This is a genomic window from Thauera sp. ZXT1-4, from assembly GCF_052598215.2.
Genome location: NZ_JBQWSN020000003.1, coordinates 188,778 through 209,128 on the forward strand (window position 1 = coordinate 188,778; position 20,351 = coordinate 209,128).

Genomic DNA, 20,351 nt, shown 5'->3' on the forward strand with positions numbered 1-20,351 from the left:
AAGCCATAGCAAATACGTTTCAAGCAATCTTCTTTTGCCTGTCTCGCAGAGACGCGGCCCAGTCCTTCAAAGCCTGAATGTCCTGAAAGAGATCAGTAGGTGGTGGCGGCGCGGCATTCCTACCGCTGGATGGATCGTGTGCGTCAACAATGTCGCAGCACTTCTTGAATCCGGCGGCGAAAGCATCGCAGTCAGCCTCGGTGAGCGCACTGACCTTCTTCAGGTCCTTGGCGTTGATGTAGTCCCTGTGGCGTTGAATAACGCGGACGAAAGCGATGTCCTCCAGGCCGCGCTCCCATGTGGCGCGCAGCGCGTTGTAGAGCTTTGCCACCTCAACGGCGTACTCGTCTTCCTGGTTGTTGTCATGCAGCAGCTTTGCCGCACGTGCCGCCTTCTCCAGCTTGTCGATGCGATCTTCGACGCTCTGGGCCTTCCAGGGCAGGCCGTCGGCCACCATACCGGCTCCCGCGGCGCCACGACTGAGCGTCGTGAGTCGCACTGCCCGCCCGGTCTTCGTCGCGTGGTCATTCAGATCGTTCACGAACACCAAATCATGCGTGAAGACGATGACCTGACGGTTTTCCGCTTCTTCCACGAGACGCTTGGCCACCTGCCCACGCCAGCGATGGTCCAACGAGGACACCGGGTCATCGAAGACCAGAGCAGAGCGGTGCATCGCGGTGGCAAGCTCGGTCATGAAGGCGGCCAGCGCCACGCAGGTCTTTTCCCCTTCGCTCAGGATTTCGTGGACCTTGGCATCCGGCTTGGCGAAGAGGCGCACCTGATACTGCGGTGAGCCGTACTTGCCGCCGGAGCGCACGATTTCGACGCGAACCTTCGACGCCGCAAGCCTGACAATCTCTTCCTGAAATCTGTCGCGCAGCCGAGGCGTAATCACGGTGTCGGCAATGTCATTGCCCATCTTGGTGATTGTGTTCGTCGCCGTGTCGCCCGCACACTCGGTCAGAAACCGGATGGTCTTCAGCCGCTGGATTTCGTCAGTGACGACCGGCAGCATGCCGGCGAGCAGCGCCCGGTCGCTCAGCTCGGCGAAATCGGCTTCGAGCTTCTTGCGTTCATCTGCGTCAGCCGACTTGCGCAGCTCCGCGGCGTAGTCGCGGATCGTAGTCTGAAGCTGGCCGAGATCAGGCAGCGGCGACGGTGGAACGGGCGGAAGCTGTACCTCGCCGTTTCCGCCCAGGGCTTTGAGCAGAACGTGGCGCCGCAGCCGGGCTGCGGCGATGAAGCGGCGCGTCTGCTGCTGCAGCACTTCATTCTGAAGGCCCAGCTCGTCAAGACTGGCCTTCACCGCCCGCGTGCCGATTGCCCCGGCAGCTATGGTCTGACGTGCGGTCTGAGCTGCCTTCTCTGCCTCGCGTGCAAGCTGTTCCGTGTCCTTCTGTATGAAATCCTCGAAACGCACCATCCGTGCACGTGCCTCAGCTTCCAATGGCTGCTGGCAAAGCATGCAATGCGCGTCTTCGGCCGACGGCGGAAACGGCTGTCCGGGGTATGCGATCTCCGTCGAGTAGCGTCGGGCGGAATCCCAAAGCGCCCGCCATGTCTCGCCGCCGACGCCGGCAAGGGGTTCCCCCGTGAAGGCCTTCTCCGCGGCAAGACGTGCGGCGCCCCGTTTCGACCGTGCGTCCCTGGCGAGGGCAGCGGCTGCCAGCAGTTCCTCATCGGTGGTTTTGGCTGCAACGCTGTTCACCGCGGTAATCAGCCGCATGACGTTGTCGGCTTTGACGGTCTGTTCCGCCGCTGCCTTGGTCGGATTCTTCGACAGGTCTGCCCGCAGACGCTCAAGACGGGCGCTTTCGTCTGCCGAGAGCGCCGCCAGGGTTTCGATCTTCTTTGCGTCAGTATTGGCGTTCAGCGCGGCAAGCGTCTTCCCCACGGCCGTGGTGGCCTTCCAGGTCGGCGCCGCAAAGATCGGATTGCGGGCCTTCTCAAGCTGCTTCTGTTCAGCTGCGAGGGCATCCTTCACCGCCTGACAGGCTGCAGCAAGCTCATCCGGTACGTCCAGACCAAAGGGCCGGAATGCAACTTCGTTCTTCTCGCGGATATGCACGGAGGCGCAGTCGCTATCGAACACGCTCACTGCAGACAGCGTTGCATGCGGATTTGCGCCGTTCTGCCACTGCTCGACCGGCTGCGGCACACCGCCGACCCCGTACGCGATGTTCGCGCCGACGCGCTTCGGGGGCTGATCGGCATACACATTGGGTTCGATTTTTCCGGCATGCCTTGCACGACATGCGCGCTTCAGGATGCGTGCGTAGCCGGACTTGCCCGCACCGTTGTCGCCGTAGATGATCGTTATTCCATTCGGCTCGAAGCCGAGGGTCTGACCGGCGGCAAGGTTGTTCACGCCGGTCACGTCGGCGATCGACAGAAGCGATACCGCGGCGGTCTGACCGGGGTTGGCCGGAAGGTGGGCCTTCTCCAGCGGTACCGCTTTCAGCGCGCCTACGGGGGCACCTTTGCCCTGTTTGCAAAGGTCCACGAGTTCGCCGATATCGGCGTCCGTCAGACGGCCGTTTGCGATGATGCGGCGCAGGGCGTCACGCTGCCAGAGTGGACGATCCTTTGACCAGTCCAGAATCGTTTCCAGGACGGTCTTTTGCTGTGCGGCGGGTTTCTGCATTTCTTGTTCCTCCGTCGCGCTCCAGGATGATGGCAAAGCGCCGCTCGGTGTCCGAATCGAACTTCTCGGCGGGGCGCTTCAAGAACTTGTGACCGCCAATCTTGGGCGCTCAGGGTTCGCTCACAACCACGCCTTCGAGACGCCCCTTGTCGAGAATATCCAGCAACACCACACTCTGCTTTTCTGTCGGGAGCTTGGAGGGAATCTGCATGGCGACCCTAAGCACGCCGTCTTCCTTCGGCGTGAGCAGATCCTTCTCAAGCAGCGACTGATGGATGCGAGCCCATTCCGCAGCGGGAACAGCCAGCACTTTTCGCTGCGCCTCGATGCCGTTGTCGATCCTCTGCGTCTGCTTCGCAGTCTTCACGATCGCTGCCTGATCATCCTGCGGAACAAGTCGATCGTAGAACTCGGGCGGGAGGAGATTGGCAATGGCGTCGGTACGAGCCTGTATCCTCGTCCAGCACGCCTCCTTCTTGCACCACTCGGAAATGTTGGAAATGCCTTGCGGTGGTCTGATGATGTCGTCGTTCACGACCCCCGACACGACAGCGATGGCACTTTCGAGCACCGGATCGACCTTCTGTGCATTCCAGATGCCCAGAAAGTCGATGCTCTCCTTCCTGCGCTTCGTGATGTCACCGAGTACCGCCAGCGTGTAGGCCACGATGTTTGCTCGGTACCCGCCGTTGTACCAAGGCTGCGCAGAAACGATGCGCTCCGTGGCGCGGAAGATCAGACCACGTGCGACAGCCCTCTTGAAATAGAACTCGTTGAACGCGTCGGATGATTTCTCCCACTCGCTGCCGATTCGGGCGGCGTAGCGCGCAAAGTTCTTCTGGGAGCCAAGATTCACCCACCTGGGGTGGTCATCCCAGACATTCTCGAACTTCGCGAGGTCCGTCTTCGTGAACATCTGTGGCTTGGGATGCTCCGCCTTGAAGCGACGCTGCTCCGCGGGTGTGAGCTTCGACTGTGCATCAGCATACTGGCCGCGCGCGCGCTCATAGAACCATCTCGTCTCGCGCGGGGCGCCCTTCTGCGCGGGTGCCCAGATCCGTCGGGAAAACCCTTCCATCCGCACATGGAACGGGTGGTTCGAGAAGAAGTCGGCGGCATTCACCCGATTCTGGGTGTTCGCATACTCCGATATCCTTGGAACGACCGTTTCGCTCTGCAGGCTGTCAATGACGGACAGCTTCAACTGGACGAATATCTGGGAAAGATCGGCCTTGTCCCGCTTCCGTGTGTGGAACAGCGATGCCGTGGTCTGGCCACCATTGACGATCTGGAGATCGACAACCCTCGTGATCGCCAGACCGGAATCCGTCATCCCTGTCTCGACACTCTGTGCAGTAGCCGTAATCCCGTTGTTGTAGGCAAAGAACATCCCAGGTTCGTTCAGGATCGTCGCCCTTATTCCCTGGTTCACATTGCCGCGCGCCTGCAGGAACGTACGGACGTTCTGCTCAAGCAAACGCGCTCCGAATCTTTCGTACAGGGTCGCCAGCACCTCGGCAGGCATGACCATGAGATAGGATTGATAGGCATCGGTCCCCAGGTGTGCGGGAAGGCAGGCGATGCCCTTGCCGAACATCTGCTCGAAGTCGAGGTCGAGTGGCTCCTTGTGGCTGCGGGAGCTTCGCTGACGATGAAGTCGTGAGATGTCCCAGATGTGGTGAGCAACCGGAACACCTGCCACTTCCGTATCGGGAAGGGCCTGGATTTTCTCGCTGAGCGTGCGCTCGGAGAAGAGAACCAGGTTGACCTGCCGAATGGCGTCCTTGCGATCCGCAATCTGCCTGGCAAGGCCGTACTCCGGCGATGTGACCTCCAGTTCGCCGGCCAGGCCCTTGTTGGCGCTGGCCTCGAAGAAGTTGGCAACACGCTTGAATGCCGCGGCCACTTCCGTTCTGGTGAGCGATGCCAGCTCGTTTCGGGAGTCGAAGTCCGCGATGAAGAGGTCCAGAACTCCTTCGTCATTGAACCAGTAGCCGTCCACGCGCATACCACGCTGCGCCCGGAAATGGCAGAGTTCGAACCCTTCCGTGAAGCCTGTCTCGACAAGGTCGTTCGCGATGGCCTCCATGAATTCGGAGAGCTGGAAGCTGCCATTGGCTTCGGCGCCCGCCAAAAGTTCCTGTCGGAAGTCGTGGAAGAACTCTTCGTCGGTCTGCTCCATCAATCCTCCCCGAAGATGGATGCTTCGTCACACTTGTACGGAGCAATCGTTTCCAGCCTGATGTCGTAGGCCACGTTGTCAATCCCTGGCGGCAGTTGCGACCGCATCAGACGCGGAAATCCGTCACCAACACGATAGCTGCGCACGTCGCTGACGACAAAGCGAGGCTCATCGTAGTCAGGGAGCGGCGCATAGCCGTGCGCAACCAGCTTCCGGTCAAAGGCATCGACGGCGTCCGCCTCGCCGAGCCGTGCCTGGACTGCAGTGACGATCTCGTTGAGCGATCGAGCTCCTGCCGCGTCGGTCAGACTGCTCAGCCGGTACACGCGCAGGAACAGCGCATCGTTCAGGGATTCGAGCTGGTCTTCCGATGAAATGCGGACGCTGCTCCGCTCTGCGCCAGAGAGCGATTTGACCTCGACGGCTGTGTTGCCAAAGATGAAATCCTGATGTGATCGTTCCGGACCGAGCCAGGCCTCGACGGCGTCACTGCTCGACATCTGCCGATCGATCAGTTCCGTCAGAAAGACGATTTCGGCGAAGAGACCGCGGACTTCCTCGATGGACAGGTGCTGACTCCGGCCTGACAGGAAGGTCTTCCAACGGCGGATGTGTGCCAGAGAGACCGCGAGAGAACTCGCCGAGTCGGTGGCGTGCTCCAGCGAGGATGCAAGGGTGCGGCACAGTCCTTCGAAGAGATCGCGGTCGACCTGCCTTTCAAGAGCGAGGACCAAGTGCTGCTGCCCCTGATCTCCGGCACGAAGATCGACATCGATGCCGTTCACCGTGACCGCGTTCATCCGGTACTGGGCTGCGTGGTCGCCCTGAAGCTCCACGATGAACAGGCAGGCGCCACTGGCATCGCGTCCCCAGAAACAGGGCACGGCCGTTCCCGCCGCAACCTGGCGGACATTGAAGTCCGCTCCCGGAACGGCGATGTCATCCCACGGAGAGGACTCAGGCATCGTAGTCATCCTCCTCGTCAGGATCGTCGGCGTAACCCTGCATCTGCTGGAGCCAGACCTTGTTCACGACGACATTGATGGTCGTCGAATAGTCCCCGTAGGGAAAACTGACGCCGAAGGCGGCGATCGGTCCCGTCACGGCCTCGCCCTTGGGCTCCAGGCTGTGAATCATGAGGAGCGGCTTGTTCCGGACCATACGGTAATGTGTGTCGGATACCGCTCCTGAGCCATCTTCGCCGCCAGCCAGCGTCCTGGCCTCATTGCGTTGTGCGTCGCTGAGCCCAAGCTTCTCGTCGCCACGCGAGGCAACCCTGTCCTTGTTCAGGCGCCACGAAGTGCCGTTCGGCTGATCCTTCCCGACGACGCGCACCTGATTCCTCAGGGTGAACGGGTTTTCACCGCCTGAGCCACCCGAAGGGGAAATCAGCAGAACATCGGCCAGCGGGCGCTTTGTCGCAATCCGTTCGAGATAGCTCACCACGTCCGACTTCTGTCCGGCAAAGGTCGAATGGCATTCGAACCGGGTGAGGAAGTCGTCGATCACCTCGACGGGCACGTCCCTGAAGATGACGCCCTTTTCGGTGGACTCCTCCGGTCGTCCGCCGAATCCACTCCGCCAGTGATCGGCGATCAGCGCAAGGTTCCTGGCATTCACGTCGGGGTCGGTGGAGACAATGTAGCTCTCCCGCAGTCGCCCACTGAAACTCTGCTCGACCGTGACCTCCTGGCCCGATCGCATCTTGTTCGCCGCCGTGATCAGCAGGCTGTCCGGATGCGAGCGGACGTACAGGCCAAAATCCTTCGGGCTGAGGCGATCGCGCCGCATGCGCTTGACCTGCTGTACAAGCTCTTCGGCGGCATCGGCGATGTGGGAGTACCAGTTGATCGAGTCGCGCGAGAGATGGACGCGGCAGAGGTCCTCGAAGCCCGGCCGGTAGCCGAACCAGCGGCCCATCTGCATGAGGGTGTCGTACATCTTCGTATTGCGGTACATGTAGCTGACGGTCAACCCCTCGATGGTCAGGCCTCGGGAGAGGCTCAGACCACCGACCGCGACCGCGGTCAACCCGACTCCTTCCTTCGCGTAGCGGGCGTAGTCGAGCACCTCGTCACTCTTGCTGTTGATGACATAGAGGTGGAGGTGCTCGAAGACGCCGCTGAGGGCAGTCTTCACTTCCGCCCAGGTAAATCCAGCATCGGCATACTCGGCATCGAAGGCATGCTTCAGGCCCTGCATGTACGCGTTTCTTGAGGAAACCTCTTCCGGCATCGCGTAGTTGGCGAGAACCGCTTCCCTGATCTTCTTCTCCCTGAGACTCAGGAAGTCACGCACGGCCTTCTGAACGGGCACGAAGCGCGACACATTGACCATCATTGAGCAATGCTTGCTGGTCTGCCCACGCAGGTTCCGGATGGCGCGGGCGACGATGAATTCGTCGAGTGCGCGATAGAGGCTGGGGGGCAACTCGTGGACGGGATCGTCACGCTTGTGGGCGTACGGGATGAGATCCTCGCAATCGTCGATCGGCCTCACGATCGATTGACTGGTCGCCTCGTCGAGGAAAACCTTCTCGGCACCGAAGTACGTCGTTGGCGCGTCCAGGCAATAGATGAAGTCGCGCGGGAACAGCTCCTCACGCACATCATCGCCATAGGCGTCGGGGTTGATGAAGATGTTGGCGAACGGTGTCGCCGTGTAGCCGACATAGCACGATTTCGCGAACAGCCCGAGGATGCGCCGGATCATCGCATTCGTTCGGGTCGGATCCAGATCCTCCTTGTTCGTGTTGATCGACGCGTTGTCGGCCTCGTCGTCAATCAGCAGCATCGGCACGTCGGAAATCCGGCCATCGCCCTCGGCGTTCAGCTCCTTCAGCCACTTGTGAAGAGCCGTGAGCGTCGTGACGTTCTTCTTGATGACCAGAATGATCGGCTTGCTGAAGTCGTTGATCTTCCAGCCGCTCTTTTCCGCCGTGTTCTTGTTGAAGTCCTCGTTGATGTTGGTGAGGGTGGCCGGATGCGGATAGCCCGGCGCGAGGCCGACACCGATGTTGCGACGATCCTCGGGATCGCTGGATCGGCCGATGAAAGCCTCATCGATGCGCTGCTGTGTCTGCTTGCGCAGATTGTTGTGAATGCCGGCGACGACGATGATGAACTTGTAGCCAGCGTCGGCGGCGCGTGCTATCAGGCCGGTGTAGTTGGCCGTCTTGCCCGACTGCACATGACCGATGACAAGTCCGCGACGGTTCCAAGTTGTGCCCTCGCTCAACGGGTCCTGCAGGTGGCCGAGAATGCGGGTCGTCACATCGCTCAGCGACTGGACCATCTGCGGTGGCCAACCTTCCTTGAGAAGAAAGTTTCCATAGGATTCCGCATAGGTCCAGGCGACATCCTCACGCTTGTGGACCCACTGATCATCATGCTTCGCAGTGACATCCACCAGCGAAACACCGGCGCCCATGCGCGTGTCGACCGAGATCATCGCCTCGGTGACGATATTGCGGAGATCACCCATATAGCCGAAGATCGCGGCGATCTGTCTCGCCTTCTCCTCCACCTGCTCGCGCGTCGGCGTCTCGGCCATGTTGGCAAGGCCCGAGATGAGCGCGTTGGCGATGTTCCGTTCTTCCGTGATGACTGTGAGGCTCATGCAAAGGTCTCGCTGATGAATTTTTCGGCCAGTTCGATCTGGCCATCGAAAAGGTGCGTCGAGCGCACGATCTGGAGAAAGGCATTCGGATCGCCCGGCCCGTCGCCGTAGAGCACCTTCCTGAGACTCTTCAGGCGCTCCAAAGTCTGACTTTCATCCACCGCCCTCTGGTTGATCTCGCGCGGATGGGTCGAGTAATCGGAATAGATCATCTCCACCGGCAGGGAGGCGGCAATCGAATCCAGCAGGACACGAAGCAGATCCGCATTCTCGGGCGAGAGTCTTGTGCCCAGGGATGCGATGAGCGGGTGCTGCTCGTTGATTGCGAAACGGATGCCGCCGTGATCGGCGTAGCGCTCCCAGAACGGGGCCTGGCTTTCCTGAAAAAGCCTCTGCCCGCGTCCCCGATGCACCGTCACGCTGCGGGCAGTGATCCTGTTGATGATCTGACGCAGGCGCTCCCGCACCGCATGCGGCGGGCGGGCACGCGATTTCTTGATGTCGATGGTCCAGGCTTCGTCCAGACTGTTGGGAAAGTCGATCTGTACCCGCGCCAACTTGGTGGCCTCACCCTTCGGCACGAGTCTGAACCAGTCGCCCCAGGCCATCAGGCGGCCGTTTCGATAGACGTAGCCCCCCTGATTGGAGATGAAGTCACTGCGATCCTGGTAGTAGTCGTACTCGGACGCGGACAGACGACTGTGGTGTGGAAGCACGTAAGGCTGCAGGCGCACCTCGGCCTCGCCGATGCGGACGATCTCCTCCGGAAGCACCTGGGTGGCAGGATTCTTCCTGCAGAAGGGGTCGAATGCCGTAATCGGACGACCATTGACGGTGAGAGAAATCTTGGCATGTCCCTTGATCTCACCCGAGAGAAACCGGTGGAAGACAAGTGACAGATGTCTGCCCACCACCTCAAGCTTCTCATTGACGATCTCGTCTCGACGATCCCCGGCCTCGTCCTCCATCAATCGGTCGAGCTCTCGCCAGATGACGGCCGTGCCCCGGGCGCCGAGCCGTTCGACATAAGGCAAGCCATGGATGTCCGCATCATCCAGGATGGAAAGAATCCAGTCGTCGGCAGCATCGATGCGATCCAGATTCCATTCGGCTCCGCAGACAGTTCCATCGCGCGTGCTCACAACGGTCAGCGAGCGACATTGGGAAAACGAGGCTGTCTTCAGGCCAAGGCCGAAGCGCCCAAGATCCTTCGGCGACCGATGCTGCCTGGGGTTGCCGGTCCCATGACGCATCGCATCGAGCAGCTCGTCTTCCGTCATCCCCCTGCCGTTGTCGAGGATGACCATCACAGGATGCTCACCGGACACATCGCAAATGATGTCGATGGTGTCCGCGCCAGCGGAAATGCTGTTGTCGATCAGATCGGCAATCGCAGTTTCGAGCGAGTACCCAAGGTCCCGCATCGATTCGGAAAGGCAGGCCGCGCTCGGCGGATGACTGCGATCACGAGCCATCGGCTTCCTCTTGCGTCTTCTCGTGAGTCACGTGCATGGTAAGCTCCGAATTGCTGCTTCGGGTGTCGTCTTCATCCGTTCGCATTACCAAGTGGAAGCGCGGAGCTGCCATTTCTGCAGACATTCAGGCGGAAGATGCTCAAGACCATGCGCGTTCCTACCACTCCGCAACGTAGCCGCATGATGTCGAGCATTCGCGGAAAGAACACCCGGCCGGAACGGATACTTCGCTCCCTCCTTTTCGCCAGGGGTTTTCGATATCGACTTCATGTGCGGGGGCTGCCCGGCTCCCCCGACCTTGTGTTCCCGAAGCGCAGAGCAGTGGTGTTCGTCCATGGCTGCTTCTGGCACCGACATGAAGGCTGCCGCTACACAACCACTCCCAGGACCAATGAAGATTTCTGGCGGCAGAAATTCCAGGGAAATGTCGCTCGCGACAGGCGCCATGCGGAGATGCTCCATGCTCTCGGCTGGCGCGTGGCGGTCGTCTGGGAGTGCGCCTTGAGGCACTCGGTCGAGGAGACTGCGCAAGCGGTTGAGGAGTGGCTGCATGGCGATGAAGATGTCTTGGTGATTGGTCAGAGCATTGACTAGCCCGCTTCGGCAAGCACCGGACGCTGTTCTGGCAGGTTTCGCGGCACGCTTCCCGCCGGCCTCTTCTGTACGGCATCACTAGCCTGCCTCCGCCTTCTCCTGCTCATCTCGTTCAGAAGACTACGAACGATCTTGGCCAGTTTGTGGGCAAGCAACGGAGGCACCGCATTGCCGACCTGGGTGTACTGCTCCGTGCGGTTGCCCGCGAAGACGTAGTTGTCGGGAAACGTCTGGAGCCGTGCTGCTTCCCTGACCGTGAGACTTCTGCATTGGGAGGGGTCGTAGTGGATGTAGTAGTGCCCGTCCTTGGCAATGTGAGCCACCACCGTGGTGGACGGTTCGTTCCTGCACTGCACGCGGAACCGATCCTTGAACGGGATCGCTTCGGATTCCCGATCGACATGCACATTGATGTGATCGGGAAGCAGCTTGGGAGGGAACACATCCAGCCGTGGGCAATATCCCCATAAATGAGCGAAGCTGGCCGAGAAAAGATAGCGAGCAAGATCGGATGCCATGTGCGCGCGCGCTTCATGCTGACAGACACCACCCAGGCTTCGGTCGTGAAGCCATTGCTGAAGCTCGGTCGGCTTCTTCGGCCTTCTATAGCCTCGTGGAATGAAGGCGCCACCGGTCGTGGTGCTGGTTGCCGCAGCGGCAAAGGCACGCATTGTCCCGATCATGACGGACTCGTTTTCTGTCCCCCATCCCTTGACGTAAGAGGGGGCAGCCTGAACAGCCTTGCGCCATGCGTCCACTGAATCGCCACGCGACAGCTTGCTGCGAATTCGGGGAAGATCGTCAATGGCCTGTTTGACCGTGACAGGCCTTGCTACTGGTGCCAGCAACTGGTGTTGAGGCATGTCCAGCCCCTTTCTCACTCCGAGCAGAATCACGCGATGCCTGCTTTGCGGGATCCCATGGCGCTCAGAATGGATTAGGTAGTCGGTGGGTTCCAGCGAACTGCCGTCGCCCTTCTTGGTGAAGGATCGGATCTCATATTCGAGCCCCTCGGTCGGCATCGAAAGATCCGCAATGATCTTCTCGAACATCGGGTCGCCGGAGTGCTTCGAGGAAAGCAGACCCTTGACATTCTCCATCACGAAGATGGTGGGCTTGTGCACCTGGATGATTCTCAGGTACTCCCTGTAGAGGAAGTGCTTTTCATCCTTGTGAAAGTCCTTGTCGTTGGCGCGTCTGGAGCGCCCCGCCAGCGAATACGCCTGGCAGGGCGGGCCGCCGATCAGCACCCAGGTTTCCTGCCCCTTCAGTGCAGCACGAATTTCCCTGTCGATACTGGCTTCGTCGGACTTGCCAAGCTCCAGGCACCTCGCCTCGGCGGCAGCATGCTCGAAGGCGCTGGCCACGGCAGGGATCCTGCGGAAAGCGGCCTCATCGATCTCGCCCCGTATGTAGCTGTAGTAGTGTTTGACGTCCTTGGTGCCACGCAAACGCCTGAACACTGCCCTGAGCGTCAGCGTGCGATGTGCGACAGCATCCTTTTCAATGGAAAGGGCGATCTCGAAGAATGGCTGCCGCTTGTGGCCCTGCAGGGAAGCAAATCCTTCCCCGAGCCCTCCTGGGCCAGCAAAAAGATCAATTATGGGAACTGGCACGCCAGCAATCCTCCCCTTGGTTCTTTCCCGAACGTGATTCGGTTGCCGATTTGGTGCACGCTCACTCTGCCTCCGGCTTCTTCTTGCTGATGCTTTCGGCGATCCACCGATCCAGCTCCGAGCGGCGGAAGCGCCAGGTACCTCCAAGCTTGAACGCCGGAATCTCGCCTTTCTGGGCAAGGCGATAGACCGTCCGTTTCCCGGCTTTGAGGTAGGCCGCGACCTCCTCAAGCGTGAGGATCTCGCTCTCGACTTCAGTCATCCGGAAACCATCCGATCTGGCCTTTCGTAGATTACGATTGCCAAGTTTAGCCAATTCTACCAAGCTGCGGTAGGCGCTGGCCAACTCCGCAATCCCGGGAGCATTGCACGGTTGATCGCCAGCTCGCCCCGGGAATCCGGTCATGCCGGAGTTCCCATTCCCTGCGGCGCAAAGCGAGAGCGCGCCACAGCATCTGGCCATCCGCTTCAACGGGGAATGGCACGATGGGACAGACCAAACGCCGCGCATCCGCATGGCCTTCGCTGGCCGTGCTGTTGGCCGTGTCGTTCTCGGCCCTGCAGCCTGCCGTCGCCGCCGACGGCGTCGCCATGGAGCGTGAGCAGCTCACCGCGCTCGCCCGCCAACTCGACCTGATCGACCGCCTCGCCGAGCACGCCGCCAATACCGCTCCGCAGGAACGCGCCCGCTACCACTTCGACTACGCCCGACTGCGCGCCGACCTGAAGCGCGTTCGCGCCGGCTTGCAGGACTACCTCGTGCCCCAGCGCGCCCAGCCGCGCGATCCCGTCCCGCTGGCCGGCGATTACGTCCACCGCGACCGCGCCGACGACGAGGAGCCGTCGCCATGACGCCCTCTGCCGATCAGGTCGCCGCCTTCCAGGCCAACGGCGGCTTTGCGCCTTCGGCCGTCTCTGCCGTGGTGCTGGGCTTCGTGTTCGCCGTGTTGCTGCTGTGGGGCGTGTGGGCCATGCGCACCGCCTACGTCGGCTGGGCCGAGCACCGCATCACTGAACGTCAGTTCCTCGCCGTCGTCGTGCGCTTCGTGGCGATGTACCTGGTGCTGACCTTCTTCCTCCTCTCCTGACCGTCACGAAAGGCCATACGCCATGAACATGCCACCGACACCCCATCGCATTTCGTCCCGCATCGCCGCACCGCTGCTGCCGCTGGCGCTCGCAGGCCTGCCGCTGTCGGCCTTCGCGCAGGGCCTGCCGACCATGGAAGACCCATCGCGCGGCCAGGGCAGCGGCATCCTGCAGACCTTGCAGAACTACGGCTACGACATCGTGCTGCTGATCGCGCTGCTCGTGGTCGCCTCGATGTTCGTCGGTGTCTGCTATCACGCCTACACGCGCTACTCGGAGATCCACACCGGCCGCGCCACCTGGGGCCAGTTCGGCCTGACGGTCGCCGTGGGCGCGATCCTGCTGGTGGTCGGCATCTGGCTGCTCACCAAGGCCACCGGCGTGCTGTGAGGGCGGCAAGCGATGGCCGTCCCTTCGGAGACCCCGCAAGACACGCTGGTGACGTTCCTGCCGCACCGGCTGAACCGCCAGCCGGTGGTCGTGCGCGGGCTGACCGCCGACGAGTTGTGGATCTGCGCCGGCCTGTCGGCCGCAGCCGGGTTCGCGCTCGGCCTGCCGCTGGCCTGGCTCACGCACAGCATCGCCATGGTGCCCACGCTGATCGTCGCCGGCATCGCGCTGGGCGTCTTCGTCGGCGGTGGTTTCCTGCGCGCGCAGAAGCGCGGCCGGCCCGACACCTGGCTCTACCGGCAGCTCCAGTGGCGGCTGGCATTGCGGCACCCGGCGCTGGCAGCGCTCCTGGGCGGCCAGCGCCTCATCACCCGCTCGGGCTACTGGACTACCCGGCGCAATGCCGATCGAGGTACGCCATGAGCCGTTTCAAGAACGAGGTTGCGCACCTGCAGGCGCACGTGAAGACGTTGCGTCTGGGGGCCGGCGCGTTGTTCGTGGTGGCGCTGCTGCTCGGCTTCGGTTGGTGGAGTGCGCCGAAGAGTCTGACCATCCATGTGCCGCCGGACTTGCGCTCGGGCAGCACGCGCAAGTGGTGGGACGTGCCGCCCGAGAGCGTGTATGCCTTCTCCTTCTACATCTGGCAGCAGGTACAGCGCTGGCCCACGAACGGCGAAGAAGACTACCCGCGCAACCTGCGCGCGCTGTCGGCCTACCTGACGCCGAGCTGCCGGGCCTTCCTGCAGCAGGACTACGAGTACCGGCGTGCCAGTGGCGAGCTGCGTCAGCGCGTGCGCGGCATCTACGAGATTCCCGGCCGCGGCTACGGCGATGATCCGGCCACGCGCGTCAAGGTGGTTTCCGACCGCGATTGGATCGTCACGCTCGACGTGAGCGCGGACGAATACTACGGCTCCGAGCAGGTCAAGCGCGCCCTGGTGCGCTACCCCATCAAGGTCGTCCGGCTGGACATCGACCCCGAGCACAACCCCTTCGGCCTGGCGCTGGACTGCTACGCCAGCGCACCCCAGCGCATCGAACCGTCGCCGACGCCGACCCAGGCCGGCGTGCCCGCCAATGCCTCCGGCCATCTGCAGGGAGACTCCCCATGAAGCCCGTTAACTGGTCGGCCCTGGCCGCCGTCCTGCTGATCCTCGGTTTCGTGCCGGCCAGCCAGGCCGTGGAAATCCTGCGCTGGGAGCGGCTGCCCCTGCCGGTGCCGCTGGTGGTCGGCCAGGAGCGCGTGGTCTTCATCGACCGCAATGTGCGCGTCGGCGTGCCGGCCAGCGTCGGCGACCATCTGCGCGTGCAGAGTGCGGGCGGCGCGATCTACCTGCGGGCGAGCGAGCCGATTCCGCCCACGCGGCTGCAACTGCAGGACGTGGAATCCGGCGCGCTGATCCTGCTCGACATCGCCGCCGAGCCGGCGAAGGACGGCCAGGCGCCGCTGGAGCCGGTGCGCATCGTGGAAGCGGAAGCCCCCGCGAAGCGCTACGGCGGCGGTGCAGCAAGCGGCGCGGACGAGCAGGCCGATGCGCCCGCGGACAAATCCGTTCCCCGGCGCGAAACGCCGGTACCGGTCGTGCTGACGCGCCATGCCGCACAGAACCTGTACGCGCCACTGCGCACCGTCGAGCCGGTCGCCGGCATCGGGCGCGTGAACCTGCGCCGCGGCCTCGCGCTGGACACCTTGCTGCCGACGTTGCCGGTGCACGCGCGGGCACTGGCCGCGTGGCGCCTGGAAGACCAGTGGGTGACGGCCGTGCGACTCACCAATACCTCGGCGCGCTGGCTCGACCTCGACCCGCGCGCCCTGCAGGGGAACTTCGTGGCGGCGACCTTCCAGCATCCGAACCTGGGGCCGGCCGGCACCGCGTCCGACACCACGGTGCTCTACCTGGTCACGCGCGGCCACGGCCTGGCCGAGTCGCTGCTGCCGGCGCTGAGCCCGATCGACGCCAGCGTGAACCTGCCGCCGGCCGCCGCGGCCGGCTCGACCGGAGGAGCGCGCGATGAAAAGTAATCCGCTGCTCAAGTGGCTGCTGATCCCGATGGCGCTGCTGCTAGTGTTCGTCGGCATCAAGCTGTTCTCCGGCGCCCCCGGCGGCCAGCCCGCCCCCAAGGGCGCGGCCAGCACGCTCACGCCCGAGGAGATGAAAGCCCTGGGCATCGCAGGCGACACGCCGCGCGATACCGTTGCCACGCTGGTGGCCCAGGTGAAGCAGTTGCGCACCGAGCTGCAGAGCGCGCTCGGCGACAACAAGCAGCACAAGGCCGAGAACGAGCGCCTGCGTGCGCGGGAAAGCGCGATCGACCAGCGCATCCAGAGCGCGCTGGAAGGCGAACGCAACCGCCTGGAGCAGGAACGCAATCAGGTGGCCAGCGACAGGCAGCAGACCCAGGGGCTGCTGCAGGATCTGCAGCGGCAACTGGACGGCCTTTCCGGCAAGGGCGGCCCGTCCGACCTGCCCGTCGGGCTGGGGCTGGAAGAGGGTGATGGCAAGCGCTTCAACCGCGGCGTCGGTGGCACGCAGTGGGTCGAGCCCGACGATGCCAAGGTCGACGCCAAGAACGCCAGCAAGGAGCCGAGCTTTCCCCTGAGCTTCGGGCCGGCCCAGAAAAGCCTGTCGGCCGCAGTGGAATCCGTCGCCGACGTCGGCAGCCGCGCCGTGGGCGCATCCACGAAGGCGGTCTACACCGTGCCGTCGAACTCGACGCTCATGGGGTCGATCGCCATGACGGCGCTGATCGGGCGCGTGCCGATCGATGGAACCGTCAACGACCCGTACCCGTTCAAGGTGCTGATCGGCCCGGACAACCTCACGGCCAACGGCATCGACATCCCCGACGTGGCCGGCGCCGTGGTCAGCGGCACGGCCTCGGGCGACTGGACGCTCTCGTGCGTGCGCGGGCAAATCCGCTCGGTCACGTTCGTGTTCCAGGACGGCACCATCCGCACGGTGCCGGAGGACAGCAGCAAGGGCAGTAGCAGCGGCGGCAACTCGGGGCACAACGGCGCCAGCATCCAGGGCGGCTTGGGCTGGATCAGCGACCCCTACGGCATCCCCTGCGTCAGCGGCGAGCGGCGCAGCAACGCCCAGCAGTACCTGGGCAGCCAGGCGCTCATCACCGCGGCCGGTGCCGGCGCGGCCTCGCTCATCAAGTCCGACAGCGGCAGCGTGGCCGTGGTCGCCAACAGCAACGGCTCGCTCGGCACCGTCGGCATCAGCGGCAACGAAGCGATGGGCCGCATCCTCGCGGGCGGCGTGCGCGACATGGCCGATTGGGTCAACAAGCTCTACGGCCAGGCCTTCGCGGCGGTCTACGTGCAGCCCGGCGCCAAGGTGGCCGTGCATCTGGAGCAGCCGCTCGACATCGACTACGACGCCAAGGGGCGTCGGGTCCACCACCGCACCGGAGAAGCCCATGCCTCGGATCTGGATTGACGCGGCCGCCGTGCTGCTGGCGGCCACCCTGCTCGGCGGCTGCGCCACCAGCAAGGAGAAGCTGCTGCTGCACGGCGACAGCACCATGCTCGACATCTGGCATCAGGAGACCGGCGGCAGCGCGGGCGGCGGCCAGGCCGCGCGGCAACTGCTCGATGCGCGCCAGGGCCTGCGCCGGCCGCTGACCGAGGCCGATGGGCAGGCGGCGCCCGGCGTGCAGGCGCGCTACACCCGTACCGCGCAGAACGAGATTTACCGCCAGTTCTACCGTCTGCCGAACCCCGACCTGGTGATGTACGTGTTCCCGCACCTGGCGGGCACCGACCCGGTGCCGGTGCCCGGCTACAGCACGGTATTCCCGCTCTACCAGCGCGTGCAGTACGCGATGCCGGGCGAGCGCGTGGAGGACTACTGATGGCCTGGTCGCTGCCGTGGTCACGCAAGCCCGACGCTGACGCCGTGGATGCGGCCGATGATGCCTGGACACGGCACGTGACGGCGCTGGCGGCACAGGGTGTCGCCGAGCCGGGCAGCGCGCTCGGCCGGGGCCGGCGCAGGCCGGCCACCCAGGCCGACCACGATGCGCTCTATGGCGTCGCGCCGTCGTTCGCGGACTTGCTGCCCTGGGTCGAGTACCTGCCCGGCAGCAAGTGCATGTTGCTGGAAGACGGCCAGTCGGTGGCGGCCTTCTTCGAACTGGCGCCGGTCGGCACCGAGGGCCGCGAGATGGCCTGGCTATGGCAGGCGCGCGATGCGCTGGAGAACGCCCTGCAGGACTCCTTCGACGAGTTGGACGACAACCCCTGGGTGGTGCAGCTCTACGCCCAGGACGAGGCCGACTGGGACAACTATCTGCGCTCCCTGGCGAACTATCTGCAGCCGCGTGCGCAGGGCAGCGCGTTCAGCGACTTCTACCTGCGCTTCTTCGCCCATCACCTGCGGGCCATCGCCAAGCCGGGTGGCCTGTTCGAGGACACCACGGTGACGCGCCTGCCGTGGCGCGGCCAGGTGCGGCGCGTGCGCATGGTGGTCTACCGCCGCACGTCCGCGGCCCCGACCCCGCGGCGCGGCCAGTTGCCCGAGCAGGCGCTGACGACGATCTGCGACCGCCTCGCCGGCGGGCTGGCGAATGCCGGCGTGAAGGCTCGGCGTCTCGGCGCGGCGGACATCCACGCCTGGCTGCTGCGCTGGTTCAACCCGAATCCGACCCTGCTCGGCGCCACCGCCGAAGATCGGGAACGCTTCTACGCGCTGACCCGCTACCCGGAAGAGCGGGAGGAGGGCGAGATCGAACTCGCCAGCGGCACCGACTTCGCGCAGCGCCTGTTCTTCGGCCAACCGCGCTCGGACGTGCCCAACGGCCTGTGGTTCTTCGACGGCATGCCGCATCGGGTGATCGTGATGGATCGTCTGCGCACGCCACCCGTGACGGGCCATCTGACGGGCGAGACGCGCAAGGGCGGCGATGCCATGAACGCGCTGTTCGACCAGATGCCCGAGGACACGGTGATGTGCCTGACGCTGGTCGCCACGCCCCAGGACGTGCTGGAGGCGCACCTCAACCACCTCGCCAGGAAGGCCGTCGGCGAGACCCTGGCCTCGGAGCAGACCCGGCAGGACGTGCAGCAGGCGCGCGGCCTGATCGGCAGCGCGCACAAGCTCTACCGCGGCACGCTGGCGTTCTACCTGCGCGGCCGCGACCTGGCCCAGCTCGATGCGCGCGGCCTGCAGCTCGTCAACGTGATGCTCAACGCCGGTCTGCAACCGGTACGCGAAGAGGACGAGGTGGCGCCGCTGAACAGCTATCTGCGCTGGCTGCCGTGCGTGTTCGATCCGGCGGCCGACAAGCGCCAGTGGTACACCCAGCTCATGTTCGCGCAACATGCGGCGAACCTGGCGCCGGTCTGGGGCCGCAGTCAGGGCACGGGGCATCCGGGCATCACGTTCTTCAACCGCGGCGGCGGCCCGATCACCTTCGATCCGTTGAACCGCCTCGACCGGCAGATGAACGCGCACCTGTTCCTGTTCGGCCCCACGGGTTCGGGCAAGAGCGCGACACTCAACAACATCCTGAACCAAGTCACGGCGATCTATCGGCCGCGCCTGTTCATCGTCGAGGCGGGCAACAGCTTCGGCCTGTTCGGCGACTTCGCGGCACGCTTGGGCCTCACCGTGCATCGGGTGAAGCTCGCGCCGGGCGCGGGCGTCAGTCTGGCGCCGTTCGCCGACGCCTGGCGCCTAGTCGATACGCCGAGCCAGGTACAGACGCTGGACGCCGATGCGCTCGACGAAGAGCAGACCGATGCCGGCATGGCGGTGGAAGGCGACGAGCAGCGCGACGTGCTCGGCGAGCTGGAGATCACTGCACGGCTGATGATTACCGGCGGCGAGGACAAGGAGGAGGCGCGCATGACGCGCGCCGACCGCAGCCTGATCCGTCAGTGCATTCTCGATGCGGCCCAGCATTGCGTGGCGGACAAGCGCACGGTGCTCACGCGCGATGTGCGCGACGCGCTGCGCGAGCGCGCCCGCGACGCCACGCTGCCGGAGATGCGGCGCGCACGGCTGCTGGAGATGGCCGACGCCATGGATATGTTCTGCCAGGGCGTGGACGGCGAGATGTTCGACCGGTCCGGCACGCCGTGGCCCGAGGCGGACATCACCATCGTGGACCTCGCCACCTTCGCGCGCGAGGGCTACAACGCCCAACTCTCGATTGCCTACATCTCGCTCATCAACACCGTCAACAACATCGCCGAGCGCGACCAGTTCCTGGGTCGCCCGATCATCAACGTGACGGACGAAGGCCACATCATCACGAAGAACCCACTACTCGCGCCTTACGTGGTCAAGATCACCAAGATGTGGCGCAAGCTCGGCGCCTGGTTCTGGCTCGCTACGCAGAACCTGGACGACCTGCCAAAAGCGGCCGAGCCCATGCTCAACATGATCGAGTGGTGGATCTGCCTGTCGATGCCGCCCGATGAAGTCGAGAAGATCGCGCGCTTCCGCGAACTCAACGCTTCGCAGAAGGCGCTGATGCTGTCCGCCCGCAAGGAGACCGGCAAGTTCAGCGAGGGCGTCATCCTGTCCAAGTCGATGGAAGTGCTGTTCCGCGCCGTGCCGCCCAGCCTCTACCTGGCGATGGCGATGACCGAGCCCGAGGAGAAGGCCGAACGCTTCCAGTTGATGCAGCAGCACGGCATCAGCGAGCTGGATGCCGCCTTCCGCGTGGCCGACAAGATCGACCGAGCGCGGGGCATCGAACCTCTGGCGCTGGACACGTTGGCCTGA

Annotated in this window: 17 protein-coding genes; 10 read left to right on the forward strand and 7 right to left on the reverse strand. The window is 63.8% G+C overall.

What is annotated here, in order from left to right:
* Positions 1–19: 19 nt before the first annotated feature.
* The 5 genes from ACUH78_RS04355 to ACUH78_RS04375 all read right to left on the reverse strand — a co-directional run bounded on the left by ACUH78_RS04355 (position 20) and on the right by ACUH78_RS04375 (position 9,922).
* Entirely contained in the window at positions 20–2,647 is a 2,628-nt protein-coding gene (locus tag ACUH78_RS04355; RefSeq protein WP_057386208.1) for an AAA family ATPase, read from the reverse strand.
* Positions 2,648–2,756: 109 nt separating this feature from the next.
* Complete coding sequence (locus ACUH78_RS04360; RefSeq protein ID WP_023101508.1) at positions 2,757–4,829, reverse strand: AIPR family protein; 2,073 nt, start codon at positions 4,827–4,829, stop codon at positions 2,757–2,759.
* Positions 4,829–5,794 carry a PD-(D/E)XK motif protein gene (locus ACUH78_RS04365; RefSeq protein ID WP_445332800.1) on the reverse strand — a complete coding sequence of 322 codons (966 nt, stop codon included), beginning with the start codon at positions 5,792–5,794 and terminating at the stop codon, positions 4,829–4,831. Before ACUH78_RS04365 ends, ACUH78_RS04360 begins: the two co-directional genes overlap by 1 nt.
* The gene (locus ACUH78_RS04370; protein WP_445332801.1) at positions 5,787–8,381 is read right to left on the reverse strand and encodes a Z1 domain-containing protein; all 2,595 of its coding nucleotides are present in this window, start codon (positions 8,379–8,381) and stop codon (positions 5,787–5,789) included. Before ACUH78_RS04370 ends, ACUH78_RS04365 begins: the two co-directional genes overlap by 8 nt.
* 62 nt (positions 8,382–8,443) lie before the next feature.
* Complete coding sequence (locus ACUH78_RS04375) at positions 8,444–9,922, reverse strand: ATP-binding protein (RefSeq protein WP_311181642.1); 1,479 nt, start codon at positions 9,920–9,922, stop codon at positions 8,444–8,446.
* 135 nt (positions 9,923–10,057) lie between these two features.
* Here ACUH78_RS04375 and ACUH78_RS04380 point away from each other — a divergent pair, with 135 nt between their 5' ends.
* Positions 10,058–10,516 (forward strand): very short patch repair endonuclease, encoded by a 459-nt coding sequence (locus ACUH78_RS04380; RefSeq protein WP_048940592.1) that lies wholly within the window; start codon positions 10,058–10,060, stop codon positions 10,514–10,516.
* Here the strand turns inward: ACUH78_RS04380 and ACUH78_RS04385 are convergent.
* Together ACUH78_RS04385 and mads1 are read right to left on the reverse strand one after the other, a co-directional pair.
* Positions 10,513–12,132 (reverse strand): DNA cytosine methyltransferase, encoded by a 1,620-nt coding sequence (locus ACUH78_RS04385; protein WP_445332802.1) that lies wholly within the window; start codon positions 12,130–12,132, stop codon positions 10,513–10,515. The genes ACUH78_RS04380 and ACUH78_RS04385 overlap by 4 nt on opposite strands.
* Before the next feature lie 61 nt (positions 12,133–12,193).
* Positions 12,194–12,394: a methylation-associated defense system helix-turn-helix domain-containing protein MAD1 gene (gene mads1 / locus ACUH78_RS04390; protein WP_009397209.1), complete on the reverse strand. Its 201-nt coding sequence runs from the start codon at positions 12,392–12,394 to the stop codon at positions 12,194–12,196.
* A 224-nt stretch (positions 12,395–12,618) separates the two neighbouring features.
* On the opposite strand from mads1, the gene ACUH78_RS04395 reads away from it, so the two are divergent.
* From ACUH78_RS04395 to ACUH78_RS04435, 9 genes are read left to right on the forward strand one after another with little or no spacing between them, the layout of a single operon-like run.
* On the forward strand, positions 12,619–12,984 hold the full coding sequence (locus ACUH78_RS04395; protein ID WP_019484548.1) for an integrative conjugative element protein, RAQPRD family: 366 nt from the start codon (positions 12,619–12,621) through the stop codon (positions 12,982–12,984).
* The gene (locus ACUH78_RS04400) at positions 12,981–13,220 is read left to right on the forward strand and encodes a TIGR03758 family integrating conjugative element protein (RefSeq protein WP_010792128.1); all 240 of its coding nucleotides are present in this window, start codon (positions 12,981–12,983) and stop codon (positions 13,218–13,220) included. The genes ACUH78_RS04395 and ACUH78_RS04400 overlap by 4 nt, the downstream gene beginning before the upstream one ends.
* A gap of 22 nt (positions 13,221–13,242) precedes the next feature.
* Positions 13,243–13,611, forward strand: coding sequence for a TIGR03745 family integrating conjugative element membrane protein (locus tag ACUH78_RS04405; protein ID WP_019484549.1), 369 nt, complete (start codon positions 13,243–13,245; stop codon positions 13,609–13,611).
* 12 nt (positions 13,612–13,623) lie between these two features.
* The gene (locus tag ACUH78_RS04410) at positions 13,624–14,034 is read left to right on the forward strand and encodes a TIGR03750 family conjugal transfer protein (RefSeq protein WP_076471932.1); all 411 of its coding nucleotides are present in this window, start codon (positions 13,624–13,626) and stop codon (positions 14,032–14,034) included.
* On the forward strand, positions 14,031–14,723 hold the full coding sequence (locus ACUH78_RS04415) for a PFL_4703 family integrating conjugative element protein (protein ID WP_003294217.1): 693 nt from the start codon (positions 14,031–14,033) through the stop codon (positions 14,721–14,723). Before ACUH78_RS04410 ends, ACUH78_RS04415 begins: the two co-directional genes overlap by 4 nt.
* Positions 14,720–15,634: a TIGR03749 family integrating conjugative element protein gene (locus tag ACUH78_RS04420; protein WP_445332803.1), complete on the forward strand. Its 915-nt coding sequence runs from the start codon at positions 14,720–14,722 to the stop codon at positions 15,632–15,634. The genes ACUH78_RS04415 and ACUH78_RS04420 overlap by 4 nt, the downstream gene beginning before the upstream one ends.
* On the forward strand, positions 15,624–17,057 hold the full coding sequence (locus ACUH78_RS04425) for a TIGR03752 family integrating conjugative element protein (protein ID WP_445332804.1): 1,434 nt from the start codon (positions 15,624–15,626) through the stop codon (positions 17,055–17,057). The genes ACUH78_RS04420 and ACUH78_RS04425 overlap by 11 nt, the downstream gene beginning before the upstream one ends.
* Positions 17,038–17,472 carry a TIGR03751 family conjugal transfer lipoprotein gene (locus ACUH78_RS04430; RefSeq protein WP_115759310.1) on the forward strand — a complete coding sequence of 145 codons (435 nt, stop codon included), beginning with the start codon at positions 17,038–17,040 and terminating at the stop codon, positions 17,470–17,472. The genes ACUH78_RS04425 and ACUH78_RS04430 overlap by 20 nt, the downstream gene beginning before the upstream one ends.
* Positions 17,472–20,351 carry a conjugative transfer ATPase gene (locus ACUH78_RS04435; RefSeq protein ID WP_445332805.1) on the forward strand — a complete coding sequence of 960 codons (2,880 nt, stop codon included), beginning with the start codon at positions 17,472–17,474 and terminating at the stop codon, positions 20,349–20,351. The genes ACUH78_RS04430 and ACUH78_RS04435 overlap by 1 nt, the downstream gene beginning before the upstream one ends.

Coding starts and splice junctions, on each gene's coding strand:
- ACUH78_RS04370 (WP_445332801.1), bottom strand. CDS start 8,381: ATGGCCGAGACGCCGACGCGCGAGCAGGTGGAGGAGAAGGCGAGACAG.
- ACUH78_RS04405 (WP_019484549.1), top strand. CDS start 13,243: ATGAACATGCCACCGACACCCCATCGCATTTCGTCCCGCATCGCCGCA.
- ACUH78_RS04420 (WP_445332803.1), top strand. CDS start 14,720: ATGAAGCCCGTTAACTGGTCGGCCCTGGCCGCCGTCCTGCTGATCCTC.
- ACUH78_RS04395 (WP_019484548.1), top strand. CDS start 12,619: ATGGGACAGACCAAACGCCGCGCATCCGCATGGCCTTCGCTGGCCGTG.
- ACUH78_RS04355 (WP_057386208.1), bottom strand. CDS start 2,647: ATGCAGAAACCCGCCGCACAGCAAAAGACCGTCCTGGAAACGATTCTG.
- ACUH78_RS04400 (WP_010792128.1), top strand. CDS start 12,981: ATGACGCCCTCTGCCGATCAGGTCGCCGCCTTCCAGGCCAACGGCGGC.
- ACUH78_RS04375 (WP_311181642.1), bottom strand. CDS start 9,922: ATGGCTCGTGATCGCAGTCATCCGCCGAGCGCGGCCTGCCTTTCCGAA.
- ACUH78_RS04410 (WP_076471932.1), top strand. CDS start 13,624: ATGGCCGTCCCTTCGGAGACCCCGCAAGACACGCTGGTGACGTTCCTG.
- ACUH78_RS04360 (WP_023101508.1), bottom strand. CDS start 4,829: ATGGAGCAGACCGACGAAGAGTTCTTCCACGACTTCCGACAGGAACTT.
- ACUH78_RS04415 (WP_003294217.1), top strand. CDS start 14,031: ATGAGCCGTTTCAAGAACGAGGTTGCGCACCTGCAGGCGCACGTGAAG.
- ACUH78_RS04435 (WP_445332805.1), top strand. CDS start 17,472: ATGGCCTGGTCGCTGCCGTGGTCACGCAAGCCCGACGCTGACGCCGTG.
- ACUH78_RS04380 (WP_048940592.1), top strand. CDS start 10,058: ATGCTCAAGACCATGCGCGTTCCTACCACTCCGCAACGTAGCCGCATG.
- ACUH78_RS04425 (WP_445332804.1), top strand. CDS start 15,624: ATGAAAAGTAATCCGCTGCTCAAGTGGCTGCTGATCCCGATGGCGCTG.
- ACUH78_RS04365 (WP_445332800.1), bottom strand. CDS start 5,794: ATGCCTGAGTCCTCTCCGTGGGATGACATCGCCGTTCCGGGAGCGGAC.
- mads1 (WP_009397209.1), bottom strand. CDS start 12,394: ATGACTGAAGTCGAGAGCGAGATCCTCACGCTTGAGGAGGTCGCGGCC.
- ACUH78_RS04430 (WP_115759310.1), top strand. CDS start 17,038: ATGCCTCGGATCTGGATTGACGCGGCCGCCGTGCTGCTGGCGGCCACC.